Genomic DNA, 21,005 nt, shown 5'->3' on the forward strand with positions numbered 1-21,005 from the left:
CTTTTAAGTTAGTTTGTAGATAGTACCTTTTCCCAATCAATAGTACCATTTTTAACTTGCTCACGTTTTTCTTTACTCATAATATCATTTGGTTTTCCGCCTTTTGGCCAGTCTTTATCGTGATTTGGCCATTCAGGGCGATCTTGAGATAAAATAAACGCTGCTAAATCAGCTGCTTCTTGATCTGTTAACGTCCCTGCTGCACCTACTGGCATATTATTTTGAATATAGCCAGCCATTTTTGACATACGTGCCATGCCCGCACCGTCGTTAAAGGAATTATCTCCCCATAATGCTGGACCAGTATTAGCACCCGTTCCAGAGCCATCAGCCGCATGACAAGCTATACAGGACTGACCATAAAGCTCCTCACCATTATCAACATTTGGAATTGGTACATTCTTCATATCACTAGTACCTGCCCATTCTCGTTTTGCTCCAATTGGAATACCTTCAGAAATATATGCAAAATAAGCGACCATAGCCTCTAGCTCATCACTATTCATTTCAAATTTTTTACCATTCATACTACGAACCATACAGCCGTTAATGCGCTCTTCAATTGTAACTACACCACCCGAGCGTCCAATATATTGTGGATAATTGGCCATTACTCCTACTAATGAAGATGCTTGCTCGTCATAGCCAGCACCAGCATGGCAGCTTGTGCATGATAATTGATTCCCAACATATTCGTCCGCCGCAACATGCGTATTATTAACAAGCTCATAGCCGTTTAATATTGCCTCTTTCATAGGTCCTTCTGGCACTTCATCAATACTTGGTGGAGCGTAGACAACTGACTGAGCAGCTGCTGTCGTTGGTAATTGCGCCTGCACTGTCGTATCGTTCTCCTCCACAATCGAATCAACTGTAATTTTGTCACTAATAATTGTTGCTACAAAAATTGTGCCTACTAACAATACTGTCCCTGCTACTCCTGCTACTATAGGTTTCATCTATAATACCCCCCTTTGTATACTCACTTATATTTTAGCAACATAGCATTTTATTGGATGTGATTTTTCTCACACTACTATAAAATAGAACCATTCAGATGATAAAAATGGATAAATTAACCATAATTTATTGTACTACTACACCAAAATCAAGACTTAATACCTCTTGCAGTATGTAGTTGAATCAAAAAAATGTCGAGTACTTTAAGTACTCGACACCCATTCATCAGTTTACAGGTTACACGCCCCATTTGTACACGTATCCTCACCTGTTCCCACTAATTTAATGCTTGGCTGAATTCCCACTATTTTAGCTGTCTGATGTAAAGTTCGCACAAAGACTTCATTTGGCTCTGCCCCTTTAATGCCATAACGATTTTCAAATACAAAGAATGGGACACTTTGTATACCAAGTTGCTGCGCATCATATCGATCCAGGTTTAAAGCCTCAAGAAAGGCATTAGTAGCTAGAACTTCCTGCGCCCCATTTATATCTAAGCCTAATTGCCCAATCACTTTTAATAAAAAAGAATCATCATTCACATCTTCCCCAGCCATAAAATGACCAGCCATCAGTGCTTCTGTATATGCCGATGCTTGACCAAATTGCTGCGTCCATTTTGCTAAACGATGTGCTTTTTCTGTGTGAGCTGTTTTCATCTTTTCAAAATTATAATACAACCCAACTTCTGCAGCTCTGGATGCCATATTCGCTGTCATATCATATACTTCTTCACGTGTTGCGTTATACTTTATAGCCAACGCGTCTAAAAAAGTCGGTGCACTTACTTTAGGCGTATCCGGAGCTATTTGATAAGCCTTGTATTCAATTTCTACTTGTCCCGAATAGCCACTTGTATCAATTGCACGTTCCAATTCTAACTTGGCAATATAACAAAATGGACAAGTAAAATCCGTGAAAACTTCAATTTTCAAAGTTATCCCCCCCCAATAATATCTACCCAAATTTTAATGGCAGTAGCCAATATGAGCATTGCCAAAATGCCTTGCAAGCTTTTGGTATTCAATTTTTTCCCAGCCTTTGCACCAAGTGGGGCCGCTATAAGACTGGTAATAATCATTATGAGCGCAGGGAAATATTCAACTTGTCCTGTCATTAATTTTCCAACCATTCCCCCTATAGAGGAGATAAATGTAATCGCTAAACTAGTCGCAATGGTCATACGCGTAGGGATTCCTAAAACCACTAGCATAATGGGGACTAATAAGAACCCACCACCTGCTCCGACAATACCTGAACCAATACCAACAACTACGGCTAATAAAATGGCCAATGTTTTATTAAAAGTAACATCCTGCATAGGTTGATCGTCAATTTGTTTTTTGGGAATAAACATCATGACTGCGGCTATTAAGGCTAGCACACCATAAACTATATTTATGCCTGCCTCTGATAAAAATTTGGAACCAAAACTACCAACAAAACTTCCTGTTAATATAGCACCACCCATATAGATAATGAGTGATTTATTTAAATATCCACCTTTGCGATATACCCATACACCAGCTATGGAAGCAAAAAATACTTGTATGGCAATAATTCCGGAAACCTCATGAGCTGAAAAGGCCATAAATCCTAATAATGGTGGAATATACAGTAGCATCGGGTAATTAATAATGGCACCACCAATACCTAACATCCCTGATACAAACGAACCAAGAAAACCAATCAAAAAGATCGTTAATATCCATGTAATATCCATACATTTTTCCTTCCTTCCGAAAAGTGAAAGAAGGGTTGTTCTATTTAATAGACAACCCTCCATTAGCCTTAAGCTTTCTGAATTAAAAACGTAATAACACCTGCTTCTTCAGATTGATCTAATATATTATGACCTCCAGCTTTTGCCCAAGCAGGAATATCCGCTAAAGCTCCTTTATCTGTCACCTGAACTTCTAAAATTTCTCCAGTATTTAATGTATCTATCGCCTTTTTTGTTTTCACAATGGGCATTGGACACGAAAGACCTTTTGCATCTAATTGTAAATTTGACTTCATATTGATCCCCTTCAGCACGGCAAAGGTTGTAAGCGATTTGCCGGTTCTTCTTGTTATTTTAGATTCCTGAAGGATGAGCACCTTCAATATCTGGAATATCCACATTTATAATACACAGACGTACCTATTGTACTTTTAGCAAATTTTATCGAACAGCACAGCGATTTGGACCGATTTCCATTTCAGTTTGTTCATCTGGTGTGGGAGTTATTTTCCCCATATTTACCTGACGGATTTCTTGATAGGCATTAGGTTGTGGTGGTAATTGATCTGTCACGACACGTTTAAATTCAACTTCATCATAAATATTCAAACCATGATTTTGTACAAATAAATCCCCTAGTCGTTTTGCTACTGTCCCATCTTCGTTAAGTTCATCAATTATCATAAAATGAGCTGGTAACACGATAAGCTCACCCGATAATTCTCGATAACGTTTGTAAAGTGTATCTCGTAAATCTCCAACCCAATCCTCAGCAAGGCCTGCTAAATCAGGACGTCCAATAGAATCGATAAATAAAATATCCCCTGTTAACAAATATTTGCTATCGACTACAAATGATGTAGAGCCAATTGTATGACCTGGTGAGTAAATAGCTCCTACATCTATTTTTGAATTACCAATTTGAACAGTCACTCCATCAACTAACGGTATATAGGAAAATACAACCTCTTCTGCATCTTTCGGCGGCAAGTAATAGACCGCACCAGTTGCCTCAGCTATATGACGTCCACCTGAAATATGATCGGCGTGTAAATGTGTATCAAAAACATGTGTGATTTTCACATTCTTCTGTTCAGCGAAACTTATAAATACATCTGTAAAGCGAACAGCATCAATGATAGCTGCCTCACCTTCAGATATCACCATATAAGAAAGACAGCCCTTCCCTAAACGGACAAATTGATACAGCTCTCCCCCACCCGTTAAATCACCCACTTTAATAGGCTCTAAATATTCACTCCAAGATTTCATACCACCTGCTAAATAGGCAACATCTCGACCAGCTTCCGATAGCATTTCAGCCACCATCAATGATGATCCTTCTTTAGCACAAACGACTAGAATTTTTTTATTGGAGGGGATTTTCGGCAAGATCTCCTCAACACCATCTAACAGTTCAAAATATGGTACATTTAAGTACTCAAATCGATGTCCTTCTATTTTCCAGTCTTCAAATGCATCTGCATTACGAACATCTAAAATAAACAATTCTTCATTGTTAATGACCTTTTTGGCAATTTGTGAAGCATTCCATTTCTGCATCGGCATGTATATAACCCCCATAGGTATAATTTCAAAGTTTTTTAGAGCGGAGAGGCATTCCCCTCCGCCTTACTGGTACAAAAGAATTCTTTAGAAAGTTAGTGATGGTGCTGCATCTTTTGCAAACTCAAGGAAAGTAACAGCTCCTCCTACTTCAATACCATCAATAAAATCATCTGTCGATAAGCCCATTACATCCATAGTCATTTGACAAGCAATAAATTTAACACCTAATTCTTGGGCTATGTCCACTAATTGAGGAATGGCAGGAACATTCGCTTTCGCAAAGCCTTCCTCAAATTGCTCTGCTCCAGCAGGTATTGGTAACGCATGCATCCCTTGCTTATGAATGAGATTCAATCCTTCAAACGTGAAGAAAATCGCTACCTCCTTCTCAGAAGCTGCTGCCGCTGTTGCAATATTGAACACCTTATACGCATCAAATAAACCACCGTTACTTGCAATAATTGCTACTTTGTTTGACATAATAAAATTCCTCCTATTAAATGTTTTTTGTTAATTTACCTTGCCAGGATGTCATTCCTGGTAGAACGTTAAAGACCTTTATAAAACCATGTAAGGCTAGCTTCTGTGCAGCCATATCGCTGCGCTTTCCAGTACGACAAATAACATAAATCTCTTGCTCTTTATCGAGCTCTGACAGTCGCGCTTCCAATTCACCCATTGGAATAGATTTAGCGCCCTCAATATGTCCAAAGGCAAACTCTGCTTCTTCACGCACATCAAGAATTAATCCGTCACGATTGATGATTTGCTCTAAATCAATCGTTTGATCAAACGAAATTTCTTCTATTTGATCGTTTGTACATTTGCGAATATAATGCTTGAGCACCCCTTCATTTTCTAAAGTGCCAATATATTGGTGACCTACAGTTTCTGCCCAAGCTGCAATATCAGCTTTAGAGCCTCTATCTGTCGCACATACTTCTAAAATTTGACCGTCTATAAGATCAGCCATTGCTTTTTTCGTTTTAACAATGGGTAACGGGCAAGAAAGGCCCTTGGCATCTAGCTGAAAATCTGCCTTCATTCTCATTACAACCTCCATATACCTACAAGGGTATTATTTTCAACAAAAAAATATAGCTATAAGCTAGTATTGTACTTCGCCCTCCCAGGACAACATTCCACCAACCATATTTGAAACATGAAAGCCTTTACCTTCTAAAATTTCGGTAGCACGAGCACTACGAGCACCTGATCGGCAAACCATAATATACGGTTCATCCTTATTCAAATCCTGTACACGGAACTCTAATAAACCGAGTGGAATATGGATTATACCCGGAATATGACCAGCCGCTACCTCTTCTACCTCTCGTACATCAATCAGGCTCAGTTTTTTCCCCTGAATGATTGCTTGCTCTACTTCCTTTGCTGTAATTTCCTTCATTTACTTTCCTCCTAATACGCGCTCATTCCACCGCGAACATTTGTAACACGCTCAAAGCCTTGCTTTTTCAATTGCTTACATGCCTGACTACTACGCATACCACTTTGACAAATCACAACCACTTCTTTATCCTTCGGTAGTTTGTTAAAGCCGGACCCAAGCGGCATATTTTTAAACTGAGAGATATGGCGTCCTTTAAACTCCGCTGGCGTGCGTACGTCGATAAATATCTTATCCTTATCATTCAGCATATTTTTTAATTGGACTGTAGAAATAGATTGAACACCCTTTGTTGGTTTCATTCGCCAAATGAAAAATGCTGCAATAATTGCAATAACGATCCATGTTTCCAAGTTATCACTCCTCCTTTTTTATACGTTAAAGGGTATATAAAACTATCTGCTTTTCACCACTAAATCCATTGCTTCTTGAATGGCTGAGTTCATCTTTTCCGCATTGCCCTCAGCAGTGGTGACACAATCTAATAAATTTTCACTAACAATAACTCCTATTGTCCGATCAACCGCTGAACGCACGGCCGACAGCTGTGTAATCACATCCTTACAGTTTTGACCTTCCTCCATCATGCGTAAGATTCCGCGTAATTGACCTTCCATCCGCTTTACTCGATTAGCTGTTTTAGAGTCATAAGCCATTCTGTTCCAGCCTCCTTTCAAAACGATAGATTGAACTTACTTACGAGATTCATATTATACCCCAATAGGTATATTGTCAACATGAAAGCTTCAACTCTTTTTCTTGAAGACCACTATCGGTATCGACTTATACAAAAAACCCTGCTATGAGTCATTACTCATCACAGGGATTCCACTATATTATTTAGCTAATTGCATAGCCGGTCCGAAGAATTCATAGTGAATTTTTTCATCTTTAACGCCAATTTCTTGTAAGTTTTTAATAACTGCTTCCATAAAGCCTACAGGTCCACATACATAGACATCAGCATTATCAGCCACTCTTTCTGCTAATAATTCTTTCGTAATTTGCTTGTTTTCATCAGAATATAGAGCCGTATACGATGCATTAGGTAGCGCATTTACCTTTCCTTGAATATCATCGCTAAACGCTACAACTTTCTCATTGCGTGCACATTGGATAAAGTTAACTTTATTCGTTGCATCATCTTTTAGGGATTGTAGCATACTGTTTAATGGTGTTACACCTATACCACCACTAACAAATGTAATAGGAGCAGTAGTTTCTTCCAAAACGAATAATCCTGCTGGCACACTTACATCTACTAAATCTCCAACTTGTAAGTCATCATGAATAAAGTTTGACACTTTTCCGTTTGGCGTCTGATCACTTTCACGTTTTACTGAAATACGGTAACCATCTTCTGCACTTGCTTGAGAAAGTGTGTATTGACGGTTCATTAAATACTCTACACCAGGAACTTTCACACGAATACTAATGTATTGTCCCGGTTCGTAAGCTGGCAATGCTGAGCCATCCTCATTGACAAAATAAACAGATGTAACTAAGTCACTTTCTACCACTTTTTTCGCCACTTTTAATGGTCTAAATAGACGCCACCCACCATTATTTTCCGCTTTTTGGTATAACTCTTCTTCTACTTGAATGAAAACATCTGCAATAACGCCATATGCCTCAGCCCATGCATTAATAATATCGTCTGTCGCCGCGTCGCCAAGTACTTCCTTAATCGCTTTTAGTAAGTTTTCACCAACAATTGGATAATGCTCAGGTAAGATACCTAAACTACGGTGTTTATGTGCAATAAGCATGACTGCTGGTAAAATAGCCTCTAAATTTTCAATATGAACGGCCGCAGCATAAACTGTATTTGCTAATGCTGTTTGCTGACGACCTTTTTCTTGGTTAGTGTGGTTAAAAATATTCAGTAATTCTGGATGAGCTTGAAACATATTTTTGTAAAACGTCTTTGTAATTTCTACACCATGAACTTCTAATACAGGAACTGTTGCCTTAATGATTTGAATAGTTTCTTGTTTTAACATATCGCTTACCATCCTTTCGTGATTACAATATAACGCTTTCATTTTCTTAAAGCAATATGTAAAATACATCTTTAACAAAATGGACATAATTAATGTATTTTAAATACATCTTTAAAAAAGGTTTGAAAATATTATACTTCATTATAAAAATGCTATAATTGTTTTGAATTATAGAAAGTAGGGTGTTCTTATGCGCTTAACTTTATACACAGACTATTCTCTTCGTACGCTTATTTACTTAGGTGCTAAAGAAGATGGCCAATTATCAACTATTCAAGAGATTTCAGAGGCTTATAATATATCGAAAAACCATTTAATGAAAGTGACGCACCAGCTTGGATTGTTAGGCTATATAGAAACAATTCGCGGAAGAGGTGGCGGTATTCGCTTAGCCATCGATCCAAAATCCATCACCATTGGTGAAATCGTTCGTCATACAGAAGAGGATTTTCATTTAGTAGAATGTTTCGATAAAGAGAATAATCTATGTAAAATAGCTCCTGAATGTCAGTTAAAAGGTGTACTATACGAAGCTTTACAGGCTTACTTGACTGTACTGGATCGCTACACATTAGATGACTTTTTACATTCGAAGGAAAAATTAATGGCTCTCCTGCTAGGTAAATAAAAATACCCGCTCAACCTATGTTGGACGGGTATTTCTTTATGAAAATATTCACAATTGCTTAGTAAAGAAAATCATATCTAATGCACGAATGCCGTTTTCATATATGGGCTCTGGATAGTCACGAAAGAAATCCTTTTCAATAGACTCCATGCGAAAGCCTGCCTTCTGATAAAAGGCTATATTATCAATACTTGAATTTGCTGTTCCAACTAAAAGCGTTTCATAGCCTTCCTTCTCGCAAAATGTCGTGAGTTGTCTCAATACCTCTTTGCCAAGCCCTTTCCCTTGGAATTTTGGCACAATGGCAATATTCTTCAGCTCGATGGTTGTATTAGATTGAGGGATTAATAATGCTACTCCCGCAAGATTTTCTCCACACTTTACTTCAAATAAGGTACCCTCATCTAGGTATTTTTGGATAGCCTCTTCACTCTCATCTGCAAGTAAAAGTTGTGGTAAAAAGGCCTCTCGACTCCCATTTACTTTTTTTAGAGATGTTCGATATCGTACAAAATCCTCACGTTCAAAAACATTTAAAACACATGGTTGTTTCTCCTTAGCTTCTAACCATGAATGCTCTTCTGGATAATCTTCTTCCACCCCTAATCGAATAAAGCTCAGCTTTTCCTGTGCCTTTTGGGAACGAATATTCACCTTCCTAGCTCCCGCAAAAACGCGCTTTAATCCAAGCTCAAAAAAGGCGATATCTAAAATAGCTGTTTTAGCCTCAAGATTATAACCTTTCCCCCAAAATGGATGGCCGAGCCAAGAACCGATATGACAACTATTTTTTTGTTGGTCTATAAACATTAATGCCGTTACACCGATTAGCTGTCCCTCTTCATTTAAAACAACTCGAGGAACGGTCTTCCCTTCTTCTTCATCGATACATTCACGTTTGATAAAATGTATAGTATCTTCTACTTTACCAACAGGTAACCCAAGTGCATCTCGAACCTGTGGCATAGAAGACAACTCATGCATGGCCTCAGCATATTTGATATCATGTCTCACTAAAGTTACCGTCATCTTCTATTCCCCTTTTATTAACATTCTATTGTCGTACTCCATTCTCAACTATACGATAGCTGCCAGGAGACACCAAAGCGATCCTGAATCCACGCAAATCGCTTTGAAAATCCATAATGATCAAGTGGCATCAACGCTTGCCCACTCTCCACTATTTGGGCTACTAAATTCTTTATTTCTTCCTCAGATTCGCACTCTAGAAAGATAGAGGTCGATGGCGTAAACGAAAAATTATGTTGTATGACACTATCATTCACCATTAGTTTTAACCCCTTTAATTGTAGGGTGGCCATTGCTACCTGCTGAGAATTTTCCATATATTCTACATGCACAACTTCTAAATCTGTAAACCATCGCCGATATTGTTCAATAGCTTCATGTGCTTGCCCTTGAAACATTAAAAAAGTTGTCGCGCTTTTCATCTATTTTTTCGCTCCCTCATCATACATAATCCCTTACACATTGACTATTGGCTTATTTCTTCTTGCCTCTTCCTTTACCATCCATCTTAATACTTAAGACTGAAAAAGTTTCATCTAATGACATTAGGTTAGAAAACTTTAAATCACTACCATCAGCATACCTTTCCTCATCCACATGGATTGCTGAGGAAATTTCATCTCGATAAAAAAATTGTTCATATTTTTATTACCCTTTTTAGGATAAACAAAAAATAAATAGCCTTGCTCCATTAGACTATTATCTATTATCACTTTTTTGTAAATAAGTTACCATGGCATCTATGGAAAACGCAAAAGAAATAATACGGTCATACGGTGCCTCTCTAGAGTGAAAAACATCGTCTACTATCGAATGAGGTGGCTGGATATGAATGGAAATAGATAAATCATCCTTTAATTTAAATTTCTTTTGCATCATTTAAACACCTCTTCTCCCCCTCATTTTAAGCCGCTAAAGAAATGCTCATACATTTGCATCTTAGTTTTGATAGTATACTGAATAAATGACAGCTTGGAAACAAAAAATAAACGCTCGAAATATTCCAAGCGTTTACAGTTCAGCTTTATTTTATTTTGCGCGTACCTACTATGCCTTTAATAATCGGTATCATTATCCCAATTATGACAGTTGGCAAGAACCACCATCCTATGGAAGTAGTCTCTTCCAGAGCAATTCGTACCATTTGGAATGATAAGCATGCGAATAAAATAAGACAGAAATTTTTTACTTCGTTTAACATTTTTCTGCTGTTCAAATAAAATGCTGCTACATTCTGTTCATTCAAACGAGCCGGAAAGTTATGGATATGTGGAGCTTTCTCTAAAAGGCTCATTGTTATCCATAAAAACACACCTATAAACGGAAGAATAATGAGCTCTATTTTCGAACCCCATCGATCAACCTCACCTTTACCATCAAAATGAACAGGAATTTCTTCAGGCAATTTACCCCACATAACTGAAATATAAAGGATAGATAAGAGGAATATTATAACTCCAATATAATCACAAACCTTTTCAGACTTTGTTTTAGGTATTTTTAAAATAGGCCTATACATTACGTGCCACCTCAGTTCATCTTCATATGTAATTTACGTTTTGACTTCTCTATAAGTTTCAAAATTTATGAATATTGGCTTAATATTCAATATACACCATTAACTATCGCTTTATTTCTAGCATATTTTAGCAAAAAATCTTCTTTTTTTATTACTTCAATCACAAATTTCTGCCACCTTTAAACTATTTATTACAGTAGAAATACTCATAATACTTTGTAAAATTCATATTTTCTGATATAAATGATATATATACATATTTCATTAATTTGTAACATTTCTACTAAATACTGAGAAAGGAAATTTCATCTATGCGATTTACTATCTACAAGAAATTATTACTCGGTTTTTTTATAGTTATTTTAGTTCTAGTTGCTACTATCGGCTTAAATATAAAGCAGCTTGATTCTGTGAACAAAACTTATCGTACATTATTGGAGGAGCAAACAACTAAATCTATCGCTATTCAGGAATTACGCGTTATTGCCAAACAAGAGATTGTTAGTTTGCGTGGCTATTTACTGCTTGGAGATAAACAAAATCTCCAAAGCAATCAAGACTCTCGGACAGAATTTAAACAAAAATCTGAAGAGCTCATGGCATCTCTGACGACCGAAAAATCCATTAAATTTCTAGAAGCTATTAATAAAAGCGAGCAAAATGTTCAGCAGTTTGCCGATCGTATGTTTGAGTTAAAGGCTTCAGGTGAAACGGAAAAGTACGAAAAGCTCGATAGTACGCAAGGGCGGCTCATTATTAAACAATTTGACGAACGCGTTGAAAACCTTTCCAATTATCAACATGAATATATTGACGGAAAAATTGCTGCCACATCTCAACAAATTCAAGATATTAAGTTCCAAATGATACTTCTTGGGGTTCTTGCAGTTGTCATAAGTCTGATAATTGCAATGGTTGTTGGTAGTCTAATGTCTCGACCAATTAACGGTATGGCTAAGGCAGCTAAAAAAATAGCAGAAGGTGACTTAACGGCTGAACAGATTCGTATTAAAAATCGTGATGAAGTGGGTGACTTAGCCCAAGCATTTAATCAAATGGCCGTTAATTTGAAAGATTTAATTACAAATGTACGTCACAACACTGTACAAGTTAGTGGCTCTGCTGCAGAATTAACAGCAAGTGCTGACCAAACCATCCAAGCGACAGAGCAGATTACTTCTTCGATTCAAGAAGTGGCAAGTGGCTCTGAAGCTCAAGGTAAAAATGCTACAGAAAGCTCTGAAGCGATGAAAAATATGACAAAGGGCATACAGCAATTAGCATCTACTACGGCGGCGGTTTCGGAACTAGCAATGGAAACGAATTCAGAGGCTCAAAAGGGCAATAAATCATTACATCGAGTGATTTCACAAATGACTACTATTAATACTGCTGTATTAGAATCTGCAAGCGTAGTTAAGAATTTAGACGGTCATTCTATAGAAATCGGTAACATTATTGGCATTATTACAGATATTGCAGAGCAAACAAATTTATTAGCACTCAATGCCGCTATTGAGGCAGCTCGTGCGGGTGATCACGGGAGAGGCTTTGCCGTCGTGGCAGACGAGGTGAAAAAGTTAGCAGAGCAATCCAAAAAATCTGCAGAGCAAATTGCTACGTTAATAGCAGAAATCCAACAAGATACAAACCGTGCTGTAAAGGTGATGGATACAGGGACACAAGAGGTTCAAATCGGTATGCAGGTGGTACAGGTAGCTGAAGAAGGCTTCTCTAAAATTGTAGAGTTAATTGAACAAGTGTCCATGCAAATTCAAGATGCTACTACAGTTTCAGAAGAAATGTCATCCAGTGCGGAACAAATTTATGCATCCTTCGATGAAATAGCAACAATCGCTCAAATGTCTTCTAGTAATTTACAAAATGTCGCTTCTGCCTCTGAGGAGCAGTTAGCAACTATCGAGGAAGTCGCTGCTTCCGCAGCAACACTTTCAAATATGGCTGAGGAGCTTCAAACAGAAGTCTCTCGCTTTAAAATAGAATAAATGAAAACTGCTCGAATTCCTTCTAGGAAACGAGCAGTTTTTTTCTATATATGTATAGGCTTTCACTCACTTATATTTTTCATATAATGGCTGCTTCCTCACTAGCAACTTGTAAAGTAGCTCTCTTACCAACCTGACGCTTCCCTAAACAAACACAATAGATTTACGTATTGCTCTAAAGGAGGCAAAAAAATAACTGCATGCACACTTTGTCTACATGTCTATACGCATTGATAACCCCCCATTCAAGGACTTCCTTTAAAGCAAATTGTACCTTCTAAATCAAAGACAAATTTCTTCTTTTCTTCTACCTTTCTAACGTTCATTCACAACTTTTATTTTCTAACAGACATTGCTTTTTTAGTAGCCATTTATTTACTTCACAATTATCAAATTTTTATCAAAACGAGCACTACTTTAGACAGAATTAAAAAAATTTTTAGAAAATTATTGACAGGTTATTAATATCCAAGTAATATTGCTTTCAACAACACATTACAGGCCAAGATTGGAAATAGTAAAAATGGTGATGTACTTGTAGAGAGCCGATGGTTGGTGTAAATCGGTAGACACACATTTTGAACTCGTCCATGAGCTACTCCCTGAACAGTCTAGTAAGGGATGTCGGTTTCCCCCGTTAACAGGATAGACAGTGATAGCTGTCGATAAGGGGACTTTTTCTGTACAGAGAAGGTCAATTAGAGTGGTACCGCGAGCATAAACTCGTCTCTATTTTTAAATAGAGATGAGTTTTTTTATTTTTTAGTGAATCATTGGCCTACGTGTAGCTTTTAGATACTGATAACTACAAGAGGAGTGTTAAAGAATGGGAAGAAAAATTTGGGTATTTGATACAACATTACGTGATGGTGAACAGGTGCCAGGAGCTAAGCTAAATTTATATGAAAAAGTAGAAATAGCACAGCAACTGAAAAAATTAGGTGTCGATATTATCGAAGCTGGATTCCCCGCTTCATCACAGGGAGATTTTGATGCTGTCAAAGCTGTAGCTGAGAAGGTCGGTACTACTGGCGATATTATGATTACAGCATTAGCACGTGCAGTAAAGGCAGATATTGATGCCGTCTACCATGCTGTGAAATACGCTGAAAACCCTATGATTCACATGGTTCTTGGGACATCCGATATACATGTGGAGAAAAAATTTAGTAAATCAAAAGATCAAATTCTGCAAATTGGAGTAGATGCTGTAAAGTATGCCAAAACTCTTTTGCCTCAAGTTCAATATTCCACAGAGGATGCATCTCGTTCAGATTTTGAATATCTTTGGAAAACAATTGAAGCTGTTATGAGGGCTGGTGCCACTATGATTAACGTACCTGATACAGTCGGATTTGCAGAACCAGAAGAATTTGGTGAGATGATTTTTAAATTAAACAACCGTATGAAAAATTTAGACGACAGTGTCCTTCTTAGCGTTCATTGCCACAATGACCTTGGAATGGCAACTGCAAATACGCTTGCTGCCATAAAAAATGGTGCCGACAAAGTCGAATGTACAATTAATGGTATCGGTGAACGCGCAGGTAATGCGGCATTAGAAGAAGTCGTTATGGCACTAAAAACGCGTAGCACTATCTATAATGCTGATACTCGTATTAACACTAAAGAAATTATTAATACCTCTCGTCTTGTTTCTAGTTTTATGGGCTTAGATGTTCAAGTCAATAAAGCTATTACGGGAGATAATGCATTCGCCCATTCATCGGGTATCCATCAGGACGGATTACTAAAATCTCGTGATGCTTATGAAATTGTGCACCCTGAAGACGTTGGTCTTGATGATATGGAGCTAGTACTGACAGCACGTTCTGGCCGACATGCTGTGAAAAATGCTCTTGAAAAGTTAGGGTTTTCAAATCTTTCTACAGATGAATTTGAGGGAATCTTTGAAGGTTTCCTAAAGCTAGCGGATGCCAAAAAGGAAGTATACGATCACGATTTATACGTTATTGTTGAAAGCTATTATGAAAAACATGATGCTTCTCACAAGAATGCAACTCACTATAGTGACCAATTCTTTGATATTGAAGATTTACAAGTCGTCAGCAATACAAGTTTCCCTTCAGCGAGCGTTAAAGTACGGAAAGGTAACGAAGTATTGAAGGCTAGCGCAGTTGGCTCAGGTCCAATTGATGCTCTCTATTCTGCCATTGCAGAAATTACAAGCATGGATGTAAAACTAGTGGAATATAATATCAATAGTGTTTCGCGCGGCAAAGAGGCGCTAGGAAAAGTAAAAATCACGATCGAGCATGAGGGTGAAAAGTATATGGCAAAAGCTGCAGATACTGACATTTTAAAAGCTAGTGCCCTAGCCTATATGAATGCCATCAATAGCATTGTCGTGGCCAAATTAACACCTGTTATGAATTAAACAAGAAAAGCAGTATGGCCTCATTCAGCCATACTGCTTTTTCAAGTCTAGCGACTATCCCTTACTAACTTTTGATATTCTTCTTCTATTAGTTCAATGTCCAGCCGTTCAAACAAAGGTGTTATGTCTTCAATGGTTTTAGGTAACTCTACTTGCTCATGCCACATTATTTCATCTATTCCTAACATATCTCTTACCTTCGCTGCTGAAAACGGTAGAAATGGTTGTAGTAATTGTCCGAGATTGGCAATGATATAGACACAGGTAGCTAGTGTACAATTGCCCGCCTCCACATTTTCTTTTACTTGTAACCATGGCTGTTGTTCATCGAAGTAACGATTAGCTCCACGAATATACTCAAAAATGGTCTCTAACGCTTGCTTGAAACGGCCACCCTCAATAAGAATACCCACTTCATTAAATAGCTGAATAGTTTGTTTACGAATAGTACTATCCACTTCAGCCTGTGGCACTTGACTAGCAAAGGATTTCTCTATAAATTTCAATGTTCGGTTCACAAAATTACCATAGGCACCAAGTAATTCACCGTTATGACTGTAAATAAATTCTCGCCATGAAAAATCAGTATCGCGATTTTCTGGTGCATTAGTCGTTAAGAAATAGCGAATAGAGTCAGCATCATAACGACTTAAAATATAAGGAACCCATACTGCCCAGTTTTGACTCGTCGATAATTTGCGTTTTTCTAATGTTAAATATTCATTAGATACGATATGTGTCGGTAAAGCTTGCACACCTAGTCCCATCAAAATAGCTGGCCAAATAACTGTGTGGAATGGAATATTATCCTTACCATGGACATAATACGAAATCGTTTCTTCATTCCATAAGTCTTCAATCGCCATATGATGTTGCTTTGCCCATTCTAGGCTAGCAGTTAAATACCCCGCCACTGCTTCAATCCACACATATATTTTCTTACCATCAAAGCCAGGAACCGGAACATCTATTCCATTTGGTAAATCTCTCGTTACTGCTCGGTCAGGAACGCCCTCTGCTAAGTAGCGCTCTGTCAATCCTAATGCATTATCCCTCCAACGTTTCTCTGCCTTTGCCTCGGATAAGAAGGACTCTAATTTCCCTTGAAATTGACTAAAGGTAAAATAAAAATGTTCTGTCTCTCGAATTACTGGCTCATTCCCACATATTTTACAGCTCTTATCGATTAAATCTAGTGGGTCTAAAATTTCCGAGCAGTTATCACATTGATCTCCTCTCGCCTTTGCACCACAATTTGGGCATATACCCTCTACAAATCGATCTGGCAAAAATTGCTGATCTGTCTCACAGTAAGCCTGTTCAATTTTCTTTTTATATAAAAAGTGGTTGGCAAGTAGCTGTAAAAATAAGCCCTTAACGGATTCATGATGGTGCTCTGCATCCGTTCTTGTGTATAAATCATAAGTAAATCCTAGCTTATTAAAACATTTTTTAAATTCTTCATGATAATGATTAGCAATCGCCTCGGTTGTTGTGTTTTCCTGAGCTGCACGAATAGAAATTGGTGTACCATTACAGTCACTACCCGATACGTATAGTACTTGTTCACCTTTTTGACGGTAATATCTGGCCAAAATATCACCTGGTAATAATGCGGCTACATGTCCTAAATGCAAAGAGCCATTTGCATACGGCCAAGCGCCTCCAATAACGATAGTCATTCTAAATTGCTCCCCTCTCATTAAAAATGGTAAAAAAAAATCGCCCTAATCAAATCTGATTAGGACGAGTCTACCCGTGTTACCACCTATATTTACAAATAGCTCACACTATTTGCCTTATTCAGTACGTCTTTTTTTAAAGTAAAAGATACTGCCGCTGTTGTAACGAGTGCCCATCTCGTCGTAATCTACTTGCTATAAGCTTTCGGTACGAAGCTCAAAGGTCATTTTCAAAAGGATTCATTTACCTCATTTCCACCAACAGAGGCTCTCTACAAAATGCTATTCCTATCTACTTTTCCTTTTCAATGCTTTATCTATAGGATTGGCACTATTCTACGCTTTATTACGATGAAATGCAATAATTGTCGTTAAGTCGCTTCCATTTTTTCGAATAGGCTCACCTAATGTTAATGGGTTTATCATAATTAGCCTAACTCTATGTTTAGTAACTCCGTTAAATCATCTATCACAATATGTGCCTGTTGCAATTCATGGTCCTGAGCAAAGTCAAAGCGAGCACCTATTGAAAGTAGCGCGTTATCGCGGGCAGCTTGAATATCGGAAGAACGATCACCAACTACCGCCCCGTCCTGAATTCCATTGTCTTGCATTACTTTTTTCACTAAGTCTGATTTATGACCGCTAGCAATGGATTGAATGCTGTAAGTCCCCTTTATAAATCGCTCTAATTGATAGGTTTCTACAATTGCCTGTAAATAGTCAACCTGTCCATTACTCGCTATGTATAACGGATAGCTTTTTGACAATGTGGCAAGAGTTTGCTCAGCATGTGGATAAAGCGCACCTTTACGACTACGGATTTGCTCCGTCAACTTTACATGAAAGAGCACATTGCTCTCCTCACGTATGTCTACTGAATGCATTGGACATAAGGTCTCCCATACTACCGGTAGAGGAACACCCATAATTTCACGGTATTTTTCAATGGGTGTTTCTCCCTGCCATAAGCCCTTTGTACGCAACACATCAAATGTGGCATCTAGCGCAGGTTCTAAAATAAGATTTGTTTGAAATAAAGTGCCATCCATATCAAAAATAAAAGCTTTCGTCATAAAATCACTCCTTGCTTAATGATTAAAAAACTCCATATGTAACTTCTCCTTCTTATAATAATCCAAACGATCTTGTAAAGTCCCCGTATGAAATTCAAACTTATGTCCATCAGGATCGGTAAAATAAATTGATTTTTTATCTCTTTCATCTCTTTGTCGGCCATCTAAAATAAGAACCTTCAATTGTACTAATTTATCATACATTTTATCGAACTCATCCTCAGAGATCGTGAAAGCGATATGTGTATAGGAATATTGAATGTCATTGCGCGGTATATCTTTTTCAACATTGAGGGCAAGCCACAGCCCATTTACATCAAAATAGGCTGTGCTGTTTCCCTTTACAAGTAACTTAGCACCGAAAACATTTTCATAAAATGCAATGGATTTCTCTAGATCAGACACTGAAAAGAGTAGATGATTTATGCTTTGTACTGTCATATGTGTGCTCCTATTTGTTTTTTCCCTTTTTAACACCTTTAGAAATTTGCTTCCACTTACGTTGCTCCTCGAGCTTTGCCTGGACATTTGTTTTACGTTCCATGTAAGCTAATTCTCTTTGTAGCTTAAAATAGCTTTGCAAACGATTTTGATCAAGTTCACCATCAGCAATAGCTTTTCGCACTGCACAATGCGGCTCTTTTTGATGGGTACAATCACGATAACGGCAAGCTTTTGCTAATTCCTCAACATCTTGAAAGCTGGATGATAAACTATCACCTTGATTCCATAACTGTAGCTCACGCATTCCGGGCGTATCAATTAAACAGCCACCTGAGGGTAATATCACTAGCTCTCTATGGGTCGTTGTATGACGTCCTTTTGCATCGTCTTCACGAATGTCTGATACCTTCATCAGCATTTCGCCACACAGAGCATTCGTCAATGTAGATTTTCCTGCACCGGAGGAGCCCAGCAATGCTCCAGTGACCCCTTCAGTAAATAAGGCCTGAATTTCCGTTAAGCCTTCTCCAGAAATAGCACTCGTTACGAAAATATCTACACCCAATGCTACTGACTCAACTTCTTTTACTAAGCTTGATTCATCCTCGCATAAATCTGCCTTTGTAAGAACAATAATGGGCTTTGCACCTGAATCCCAGGCAGCTACTAAATATCGTTCCAAACGGCGAATATTAAAATCAGCATTCAAGCTCATGACTAATAACACAATATCCACATTCGATGCAACAATCTGTTCCTGTATCTCTAGACCAGCAACTTTTCGCGAAAAGACAGATTTTCGTTTGAATAACTGATGAATAATTGCTCGTTCCTCACCAGGCATTTTCTCTACCAGCACCCAATCGCCCACTGCCGGATAGTCTTCACGAGCTAAAGATGTATAGGCATAATGACCAGCGATTGTTGCAAGCCATTCCCCTTCTTGAGCTAACACTCGATAGGAATGCTTATGCTCTAAAGTGACCCTCGCAGGCACACAATTTTTAAACTTAGATTGTTTTTTCATTTCTAATATTTGCTCTTCAAAATATTTTGTAAAACCTAATGTTGTTAAATTCAAATTAATTTCCTCCTAAATATGCGTTTCTATGAGGCTTCTGTGCAGACTTCCACAAGAAGCAATTATCTTGATTCAGCAAATTTGAACCACGATAAAAAACCTTGTACCTGCATAATTCGGCAGTTACAAGGTTTCACACGCACGTTTAAAGGATATACAAGTACATCGAGCTATGCACGACGTCTCTTTGTATATATTAGGCGTGTGAAATGAAACAAACCGAATTGCAGTTCGCTAAAAATAGATTTATTCATCATGTCACATCACCTACTTTCCATTTAGTTGTTACCAATATATACAAAATTTTAGGAATTGTCAAATACAATATTATAAGCATGTATCTACTTCCTCAACGCATAGAATGTACAAGACCAATAAATGCGAGGAGATGTTGAATTGCCTAAAATCATTTCTATTAGCACACATCAACCACCTTACACATTACAGCAATCAAATGCAGAGGAACTAACAAAAGAGCTTTTCTATGAAAAAATCCCAAAATTAGAACGCTATCTAAAGGTTTTCGAAAATGGTGGAATTGAAACACGTCATTTTTGTGTACCACCTGAGTGGCATCGTACAAATCACTCATTTGAGGAGCGAAATAATTTATATATTGAACTAGCTACACAATACAGCGTAAGCGTCATTCAGGCATGCTTACAAAATGAAGCCTTCTTACATTCACCCATTTCTCCTGAAGAAATCGATGCCATCATATTTGTTAGTAGTACGGGAATTTCAACACCTAGCATTGATGCTCGTATTATGAACAAGCTTACTTTTTCCGATCGATTAAGACGTATTCCATTATGGGGCTTAGGCTGTGCGGGAGGAGCGGCGGGTGTTAGCAGAGCCTTTGATTTTTGTAAAGCACACCCAAATGCAAAGGTGCTTGTTGTTTGTGTTGAATTATGTAGCCTCACATTTCAGCCAAACGATTTTTCTAAAAGTAATTTAATTGGGGCTTCGCTTTTTGCTGACGGTGCTGCCTGTATGCTCGTGTGTGGCGATGAAATCATGATTGATACAAAAAAACCATCACCAGCTATTCTAGCGACAGGCTCTAAATGGATGCCTAATTCAGAAAATGTAATGGGATGGGACATTAAAAATAATGGGCTTCATGTCATTTTTCAAAAAAGCATTCCGGCTATTATTACTAGTTGGCTTGGACCATATATTGAACAGTTTTTACTGGAACAAGGATTTTACAGTGAACAGCTTACTCATTTCATTGCACATCCTGGAGGAAAAAAAGTATTAAAAGCCTATGAAGACACGCTTTATCTTTCTTCTCAAAAAACCGACATTTCTCGGGAAATATTACGACAACATGGTAATATGTCTTCGCCAACCGTGTTATACGTGTTAAAACAATTTATGTTACATGAAGGACAAGTGGGGGATACAGGTTTACTCGTCGCTCTTGGCCCTGGTTTTTGTGCAGAAGCTGTATTATTAAACTGGAGGGAGTAG

Annotated in this window: 23 protein-coding genes and 2 other annotated features; of the genes, 4 read left to right on the forward strand and 19 right to left on the reverse strand. The window is 37.9% G+C overall.

From position 1 onward, the window contains the following. Positions 1 to 8: 8 nt before the first annotated feature. The 11 genes from A2J09_RS17085 to hmpA form a co-directional block, all read right to left on the reverse strand. Positions 9 to 959 carry a c-type cytochrome gene (locus A2J09_RS17085; protein WP_012295880.1) on the reverse strand — a complete coding sequence of 317 codons (951 nt, stop codon included), beginning with the start codon at positions 957 to 959 and terminating at the stop codon, positions 9 to 11. Positions 960 to 1,190: 231 nt separating this feature from the next. After that, positions 1,191 to 1,895, reverse strand: coding sequence for a DsbA family oxidoreductase (locus A2J09_RS17090; protein WP_012295881.1), 705 nt, complete (start codon positions 1,893 to 1,895; stop codon positions 1,191 to 1,193). Between the two features lie 2 nt (positions 1,896 to 1,897). Continuing rightward, positions 1,898 to 2,683: a sulfite exporter TauE/SafE family protein gene (locus tag A2J09_RS17095; RefSeq protein WP_012295882.1), complete on the reverse strand. Its 786-nt coding sequence runs from the start codon at positions 2,681 to 2,683 to the stop codon at positions 1,898 to 1,900. A 68-nt stretch (positions 2,684 to 2,751) separates the two neighbouring features. Beyond that, complete coding sequence (locus tag A2J09_RS17100; protein ID WP_012295883.1) at positions 2,752 to 2,979, reverse strand: sulfurtransferase TusA family protein; 228 nt, start codon at positions 2,977 to 2,979, stop codon at positions 2,752 to 2,754. A 145-nt stretch (positions 2,980 to 3,124) separates the two neighbouring features. Then, positions 3,125 to 4,252, reverse strand: a complete 1,128-nt coding sequence (locus A2J09_RS17105; protein ID WP_031416578.1) for an MBL fold metallo-hydrolase — start codon at positions 4,250 to 4,252, stop codon at positions 3,125 to 3,127. An 84-nt stretch (positions 4,253 to 4,336) separates the two neighbouring features. After that, positions 4,337 to 4,732 (reverse strand): DsrE/DsrF/DrsH-like family protein, encoded by a 396-nt coding sequence (locus A2J09_RS17110; protein ID WP_012295885.1) that lies wholly within the window; start codon positions 4,730 to 4,732, stop codon positions 4,337 to 4,339. Between the two features lie 16 nt (positions 4,733 to 4,748). Beyond that, entirely contained in the window at positions 4,749 to 5,297 is a 549-nt protein-coding gene (locus A2J09_RS17115) for a sulfurtransferase TusA family protein (protein WP_031416580.1), read from the reverse strand. A 63-nt stretch (positions 5,298 to 5,360) separates the two neighbouring features. After that, positions 5,361 to 5,660, reverse strand: coding sequence for a rhodanese-like domain-containing protein (locus A2J09_RS17120; protein ID WP_012295887.1), 300 nt, complete (start codon positions 5,658 to 5,660; stop codon positions 5,361 to 5,363). Positions 5,661 to 5,671: 11 nt separating this feature from the next. After that, positions 5,672 to 6,013 carry a rhodanese-like domain-containing protein gene (locus A2J09_RS17125; protein ID WP_012295888.1) on the reverse strand — a complete coding sequence of 114 codons (342 nt, stop codon included), beginning with the start codon at positions 6,011 to 6,013 and terminating at the stop codon, positions 5,672 to 5,674. Between the two features lie 42 nt (positions 6,014 to 6,055). Next, a complete protein-coding gene (locus A2J09_RS17130) occupies positions 6,056 to 6,316 on the reverse strand; it encodes a metal-sensitive transcriptional regulator (RefSeq protein ID WP_012295889.1) in 261 nt (86 codons plus the stop codon). Positions 6,317 to 6,496: 180 nt separating this feature from the next. Beyond that, complete coding sequence (hmpA, locus tag A2J09_RS17135) at positions 6,497 to 7,663, reverse strand: NO-inducible flavohemoprotein (protein WP_036162387.1); 1,167 nt, start codon at positions 7,661 to 7,663, stop codon at positions 6,497 to 6,499. A gap of 190 nt (positions 7,664 to 7,853) precedes the next feature. On the opposite strand from hmpA, the gene A2J09_RS17140 reads away from it, so the two are divergent. Next, positions 7,854 to 8,291, forward strand: a complete 438-nt coding sequence (locus A2J09_RS17140) for an Rrf2 family transcriptional regulator (protein ID WP_012295891.1) — start codon at positions 7,854 to 7,856, stop codon at positions 8,289 to 8,291. A gap of 48 nt (positions 8,292 to 8,339) precedes the next feature. Here the strand turns inward: A2J09_RS17140 and A2J09_RS17145 are convergent, their stop codons facing one another. The 4 genes from A2J09_RS17145 to A2J09_RS17160 form a co-directional block, all read right to left on the reverse strand. Beyond that, complete coding sequence (locus tag A2J09_RS17145; protein WP_012295892.1) at positions 8,340 to 9,320, reverse strand: GNAT family N-acetyltransferase; 981 nt, start codon at positions 9,318 to 9,320, stop codon at positions 8,340 to 8,342. 44 nt (positions 9,321 to 9,364) lie between these two features. Continuing rightward, a complete protein-coding gene (locus tag A2J09_RS17150) occupies positions 9,365 to 9,742 on the reverse strand; it encodes a VOC family protein (RefSeq protein ID WP_012295893.1) in 378 nt (125 codons plus the stop codon). Between the two features lie 277 nt (positions 9,743 to 10,019). After that, the gene (locus A2J09_RS17155; RefSeq protein ID WP_012295895.1) at positions 10,020 to 10,199 is read right to left on the reverse strand and encodes a hypothetical protein; all 180 of its coding nucleotides are present in this window, start codon (positions 10,197 to 10,199) and stop codon (positions 10,020 to 10,022) included. Between the two features lie 145 nt (positions 10,200 to 10,344). After that, positions 10,345 to 10,839, reverse strand: coding sequence for a DUF1648 domain-containing protein (locus A2J09_RS17160; RefSeq protein ID WP_012295896.1), 495 nt, complete (start codon positions 10,837 to 10,839; stop codon positions 10,345 to 10,347). Positions 10,840 to 11,150: 311 nt separating this feature from the next. Between A2J09_RS17160 and A2J09_RS17165 the strand changes: the two genes are divergently transcribed. Next, complete coding sequence (locus tag A2J09_RS17165; protein ID WP_012295897.1) at positions 11,151 to 12,845, forward strand: methyl-accepting chemotaxis protein; 1,695 nt, start codon at positions 11,151 to 11,153, stop codon at positions 12,843 to 12,845. Between the two features lie 495 nt (positions 12,846 to 13,340). Then, positions 13,341 to 13,579: a binding site (T-box leader), on the forward strand. 92 nt (positions 13,580 to 13,671) lie between these two features. Next, positions 13,672 to 15,243 carry a 2-isopropylmalate synthase gene (locus A2J09_RS17170; protein ID WP_036162389.1) on the forward strand — a complete coding sequence of 524 codons (1,572 nt, stop codon included), beginning with the start codon at positions 13,672 to 13,674 and terminating at the stop codon, positions 15,241 to 15,243. Positions 15,244 to 15,290: 47 nt separating this feature from the next. Here A2J09_RS17170 and metG read toward each other — a convergent pair whose 3' ends face one another. From metG to rsgA, 4 genes are all read right to left on the reverse strand, one after another. Beyond that, complete coding sequence (metG, locus tag A2J09_RS17175) at positions 15,291 to 16,925, reverse strand: methionine--tRNA ligase (RefSeq protein WP_036162391.1); 1,635 nt, start codon at positions 16,923 to 16,925, stop codon at positions 15,291 to 15,293. A 57-nt stretch (positions 16,926 to 16,982) separates the two neighbouring features. Next, positions 16,983 to 17,243, reverse strand: a binding site (T-box leader). A 110-nt stretch (positions 17,244 to 17,353) separates the two neighbouring features. Further along, the gene (locus A2J09_RS17180; protein ID WP_012295901.1) at positions 17,354 to 18,001 is read right to left on the reverse strand and encodes an HAD-IA family hydrolase; all 648 of its coding nucleotides are present in this window, start codon (positions 17,999 to 18,001) and stop codon (positions 17,354 to 17,356) included. A 15-nt stretch (positions 18,002 to 18,016) separates the two neighbouring features. Beyond that, the gene (gene fosM / locus A2J09_RS17185) at positions 18,017 to 18,442 is read right to left on the reverse strand and encodes a FosM family fosfomycin resistance protein (RefSeq protein WP_031416589.1); all 426 of its coding nucleotides are present in this window, start codon (positions 18,440 to 18,442) and stop codon (positions 18,017 to 18,019) included. Between the two features lie 10 nt (positions 18,443 to 18,452). Next, a complete protein-coding gene (rsgA, locus tag A2J09_RS17190) occupies positions 18,453 to 19,532 on the reverse strand; it encodes a ribosome small subunit-dependent GTPase A (protein WP_171821127.1) in 1,080 nt (359 codons plus the stop codon). A 390-nt stretch (positions 19,533 to 19,922) separates the two neighbouring features. Between rsgA and A2J09_RS17195 the strand changes: the two genes are divergently transcribed. Next, the gene (locus A2J09_RS17195) at positions 19,923 to 21,005 is read left to right on the forward strand and encodes a type III polyketide synthase (RefSeq protein WP_036162393.1); all 1,083 of its coding nucleotides are present in this window, start codon (positions 19,923 to 19,925) and stop codon (positions 21,003 to 21,005) included.

This window comes from Lysinibacillus sphaericus, assembly GCF_001629735.1.
Taxonomy (GTDB): domain Bacteria; phylum Bacillota; class Bacilli; order Bacillales_A; family Planococcaceae; genus Lysinibacillus; species Lysinibacillus pinottii.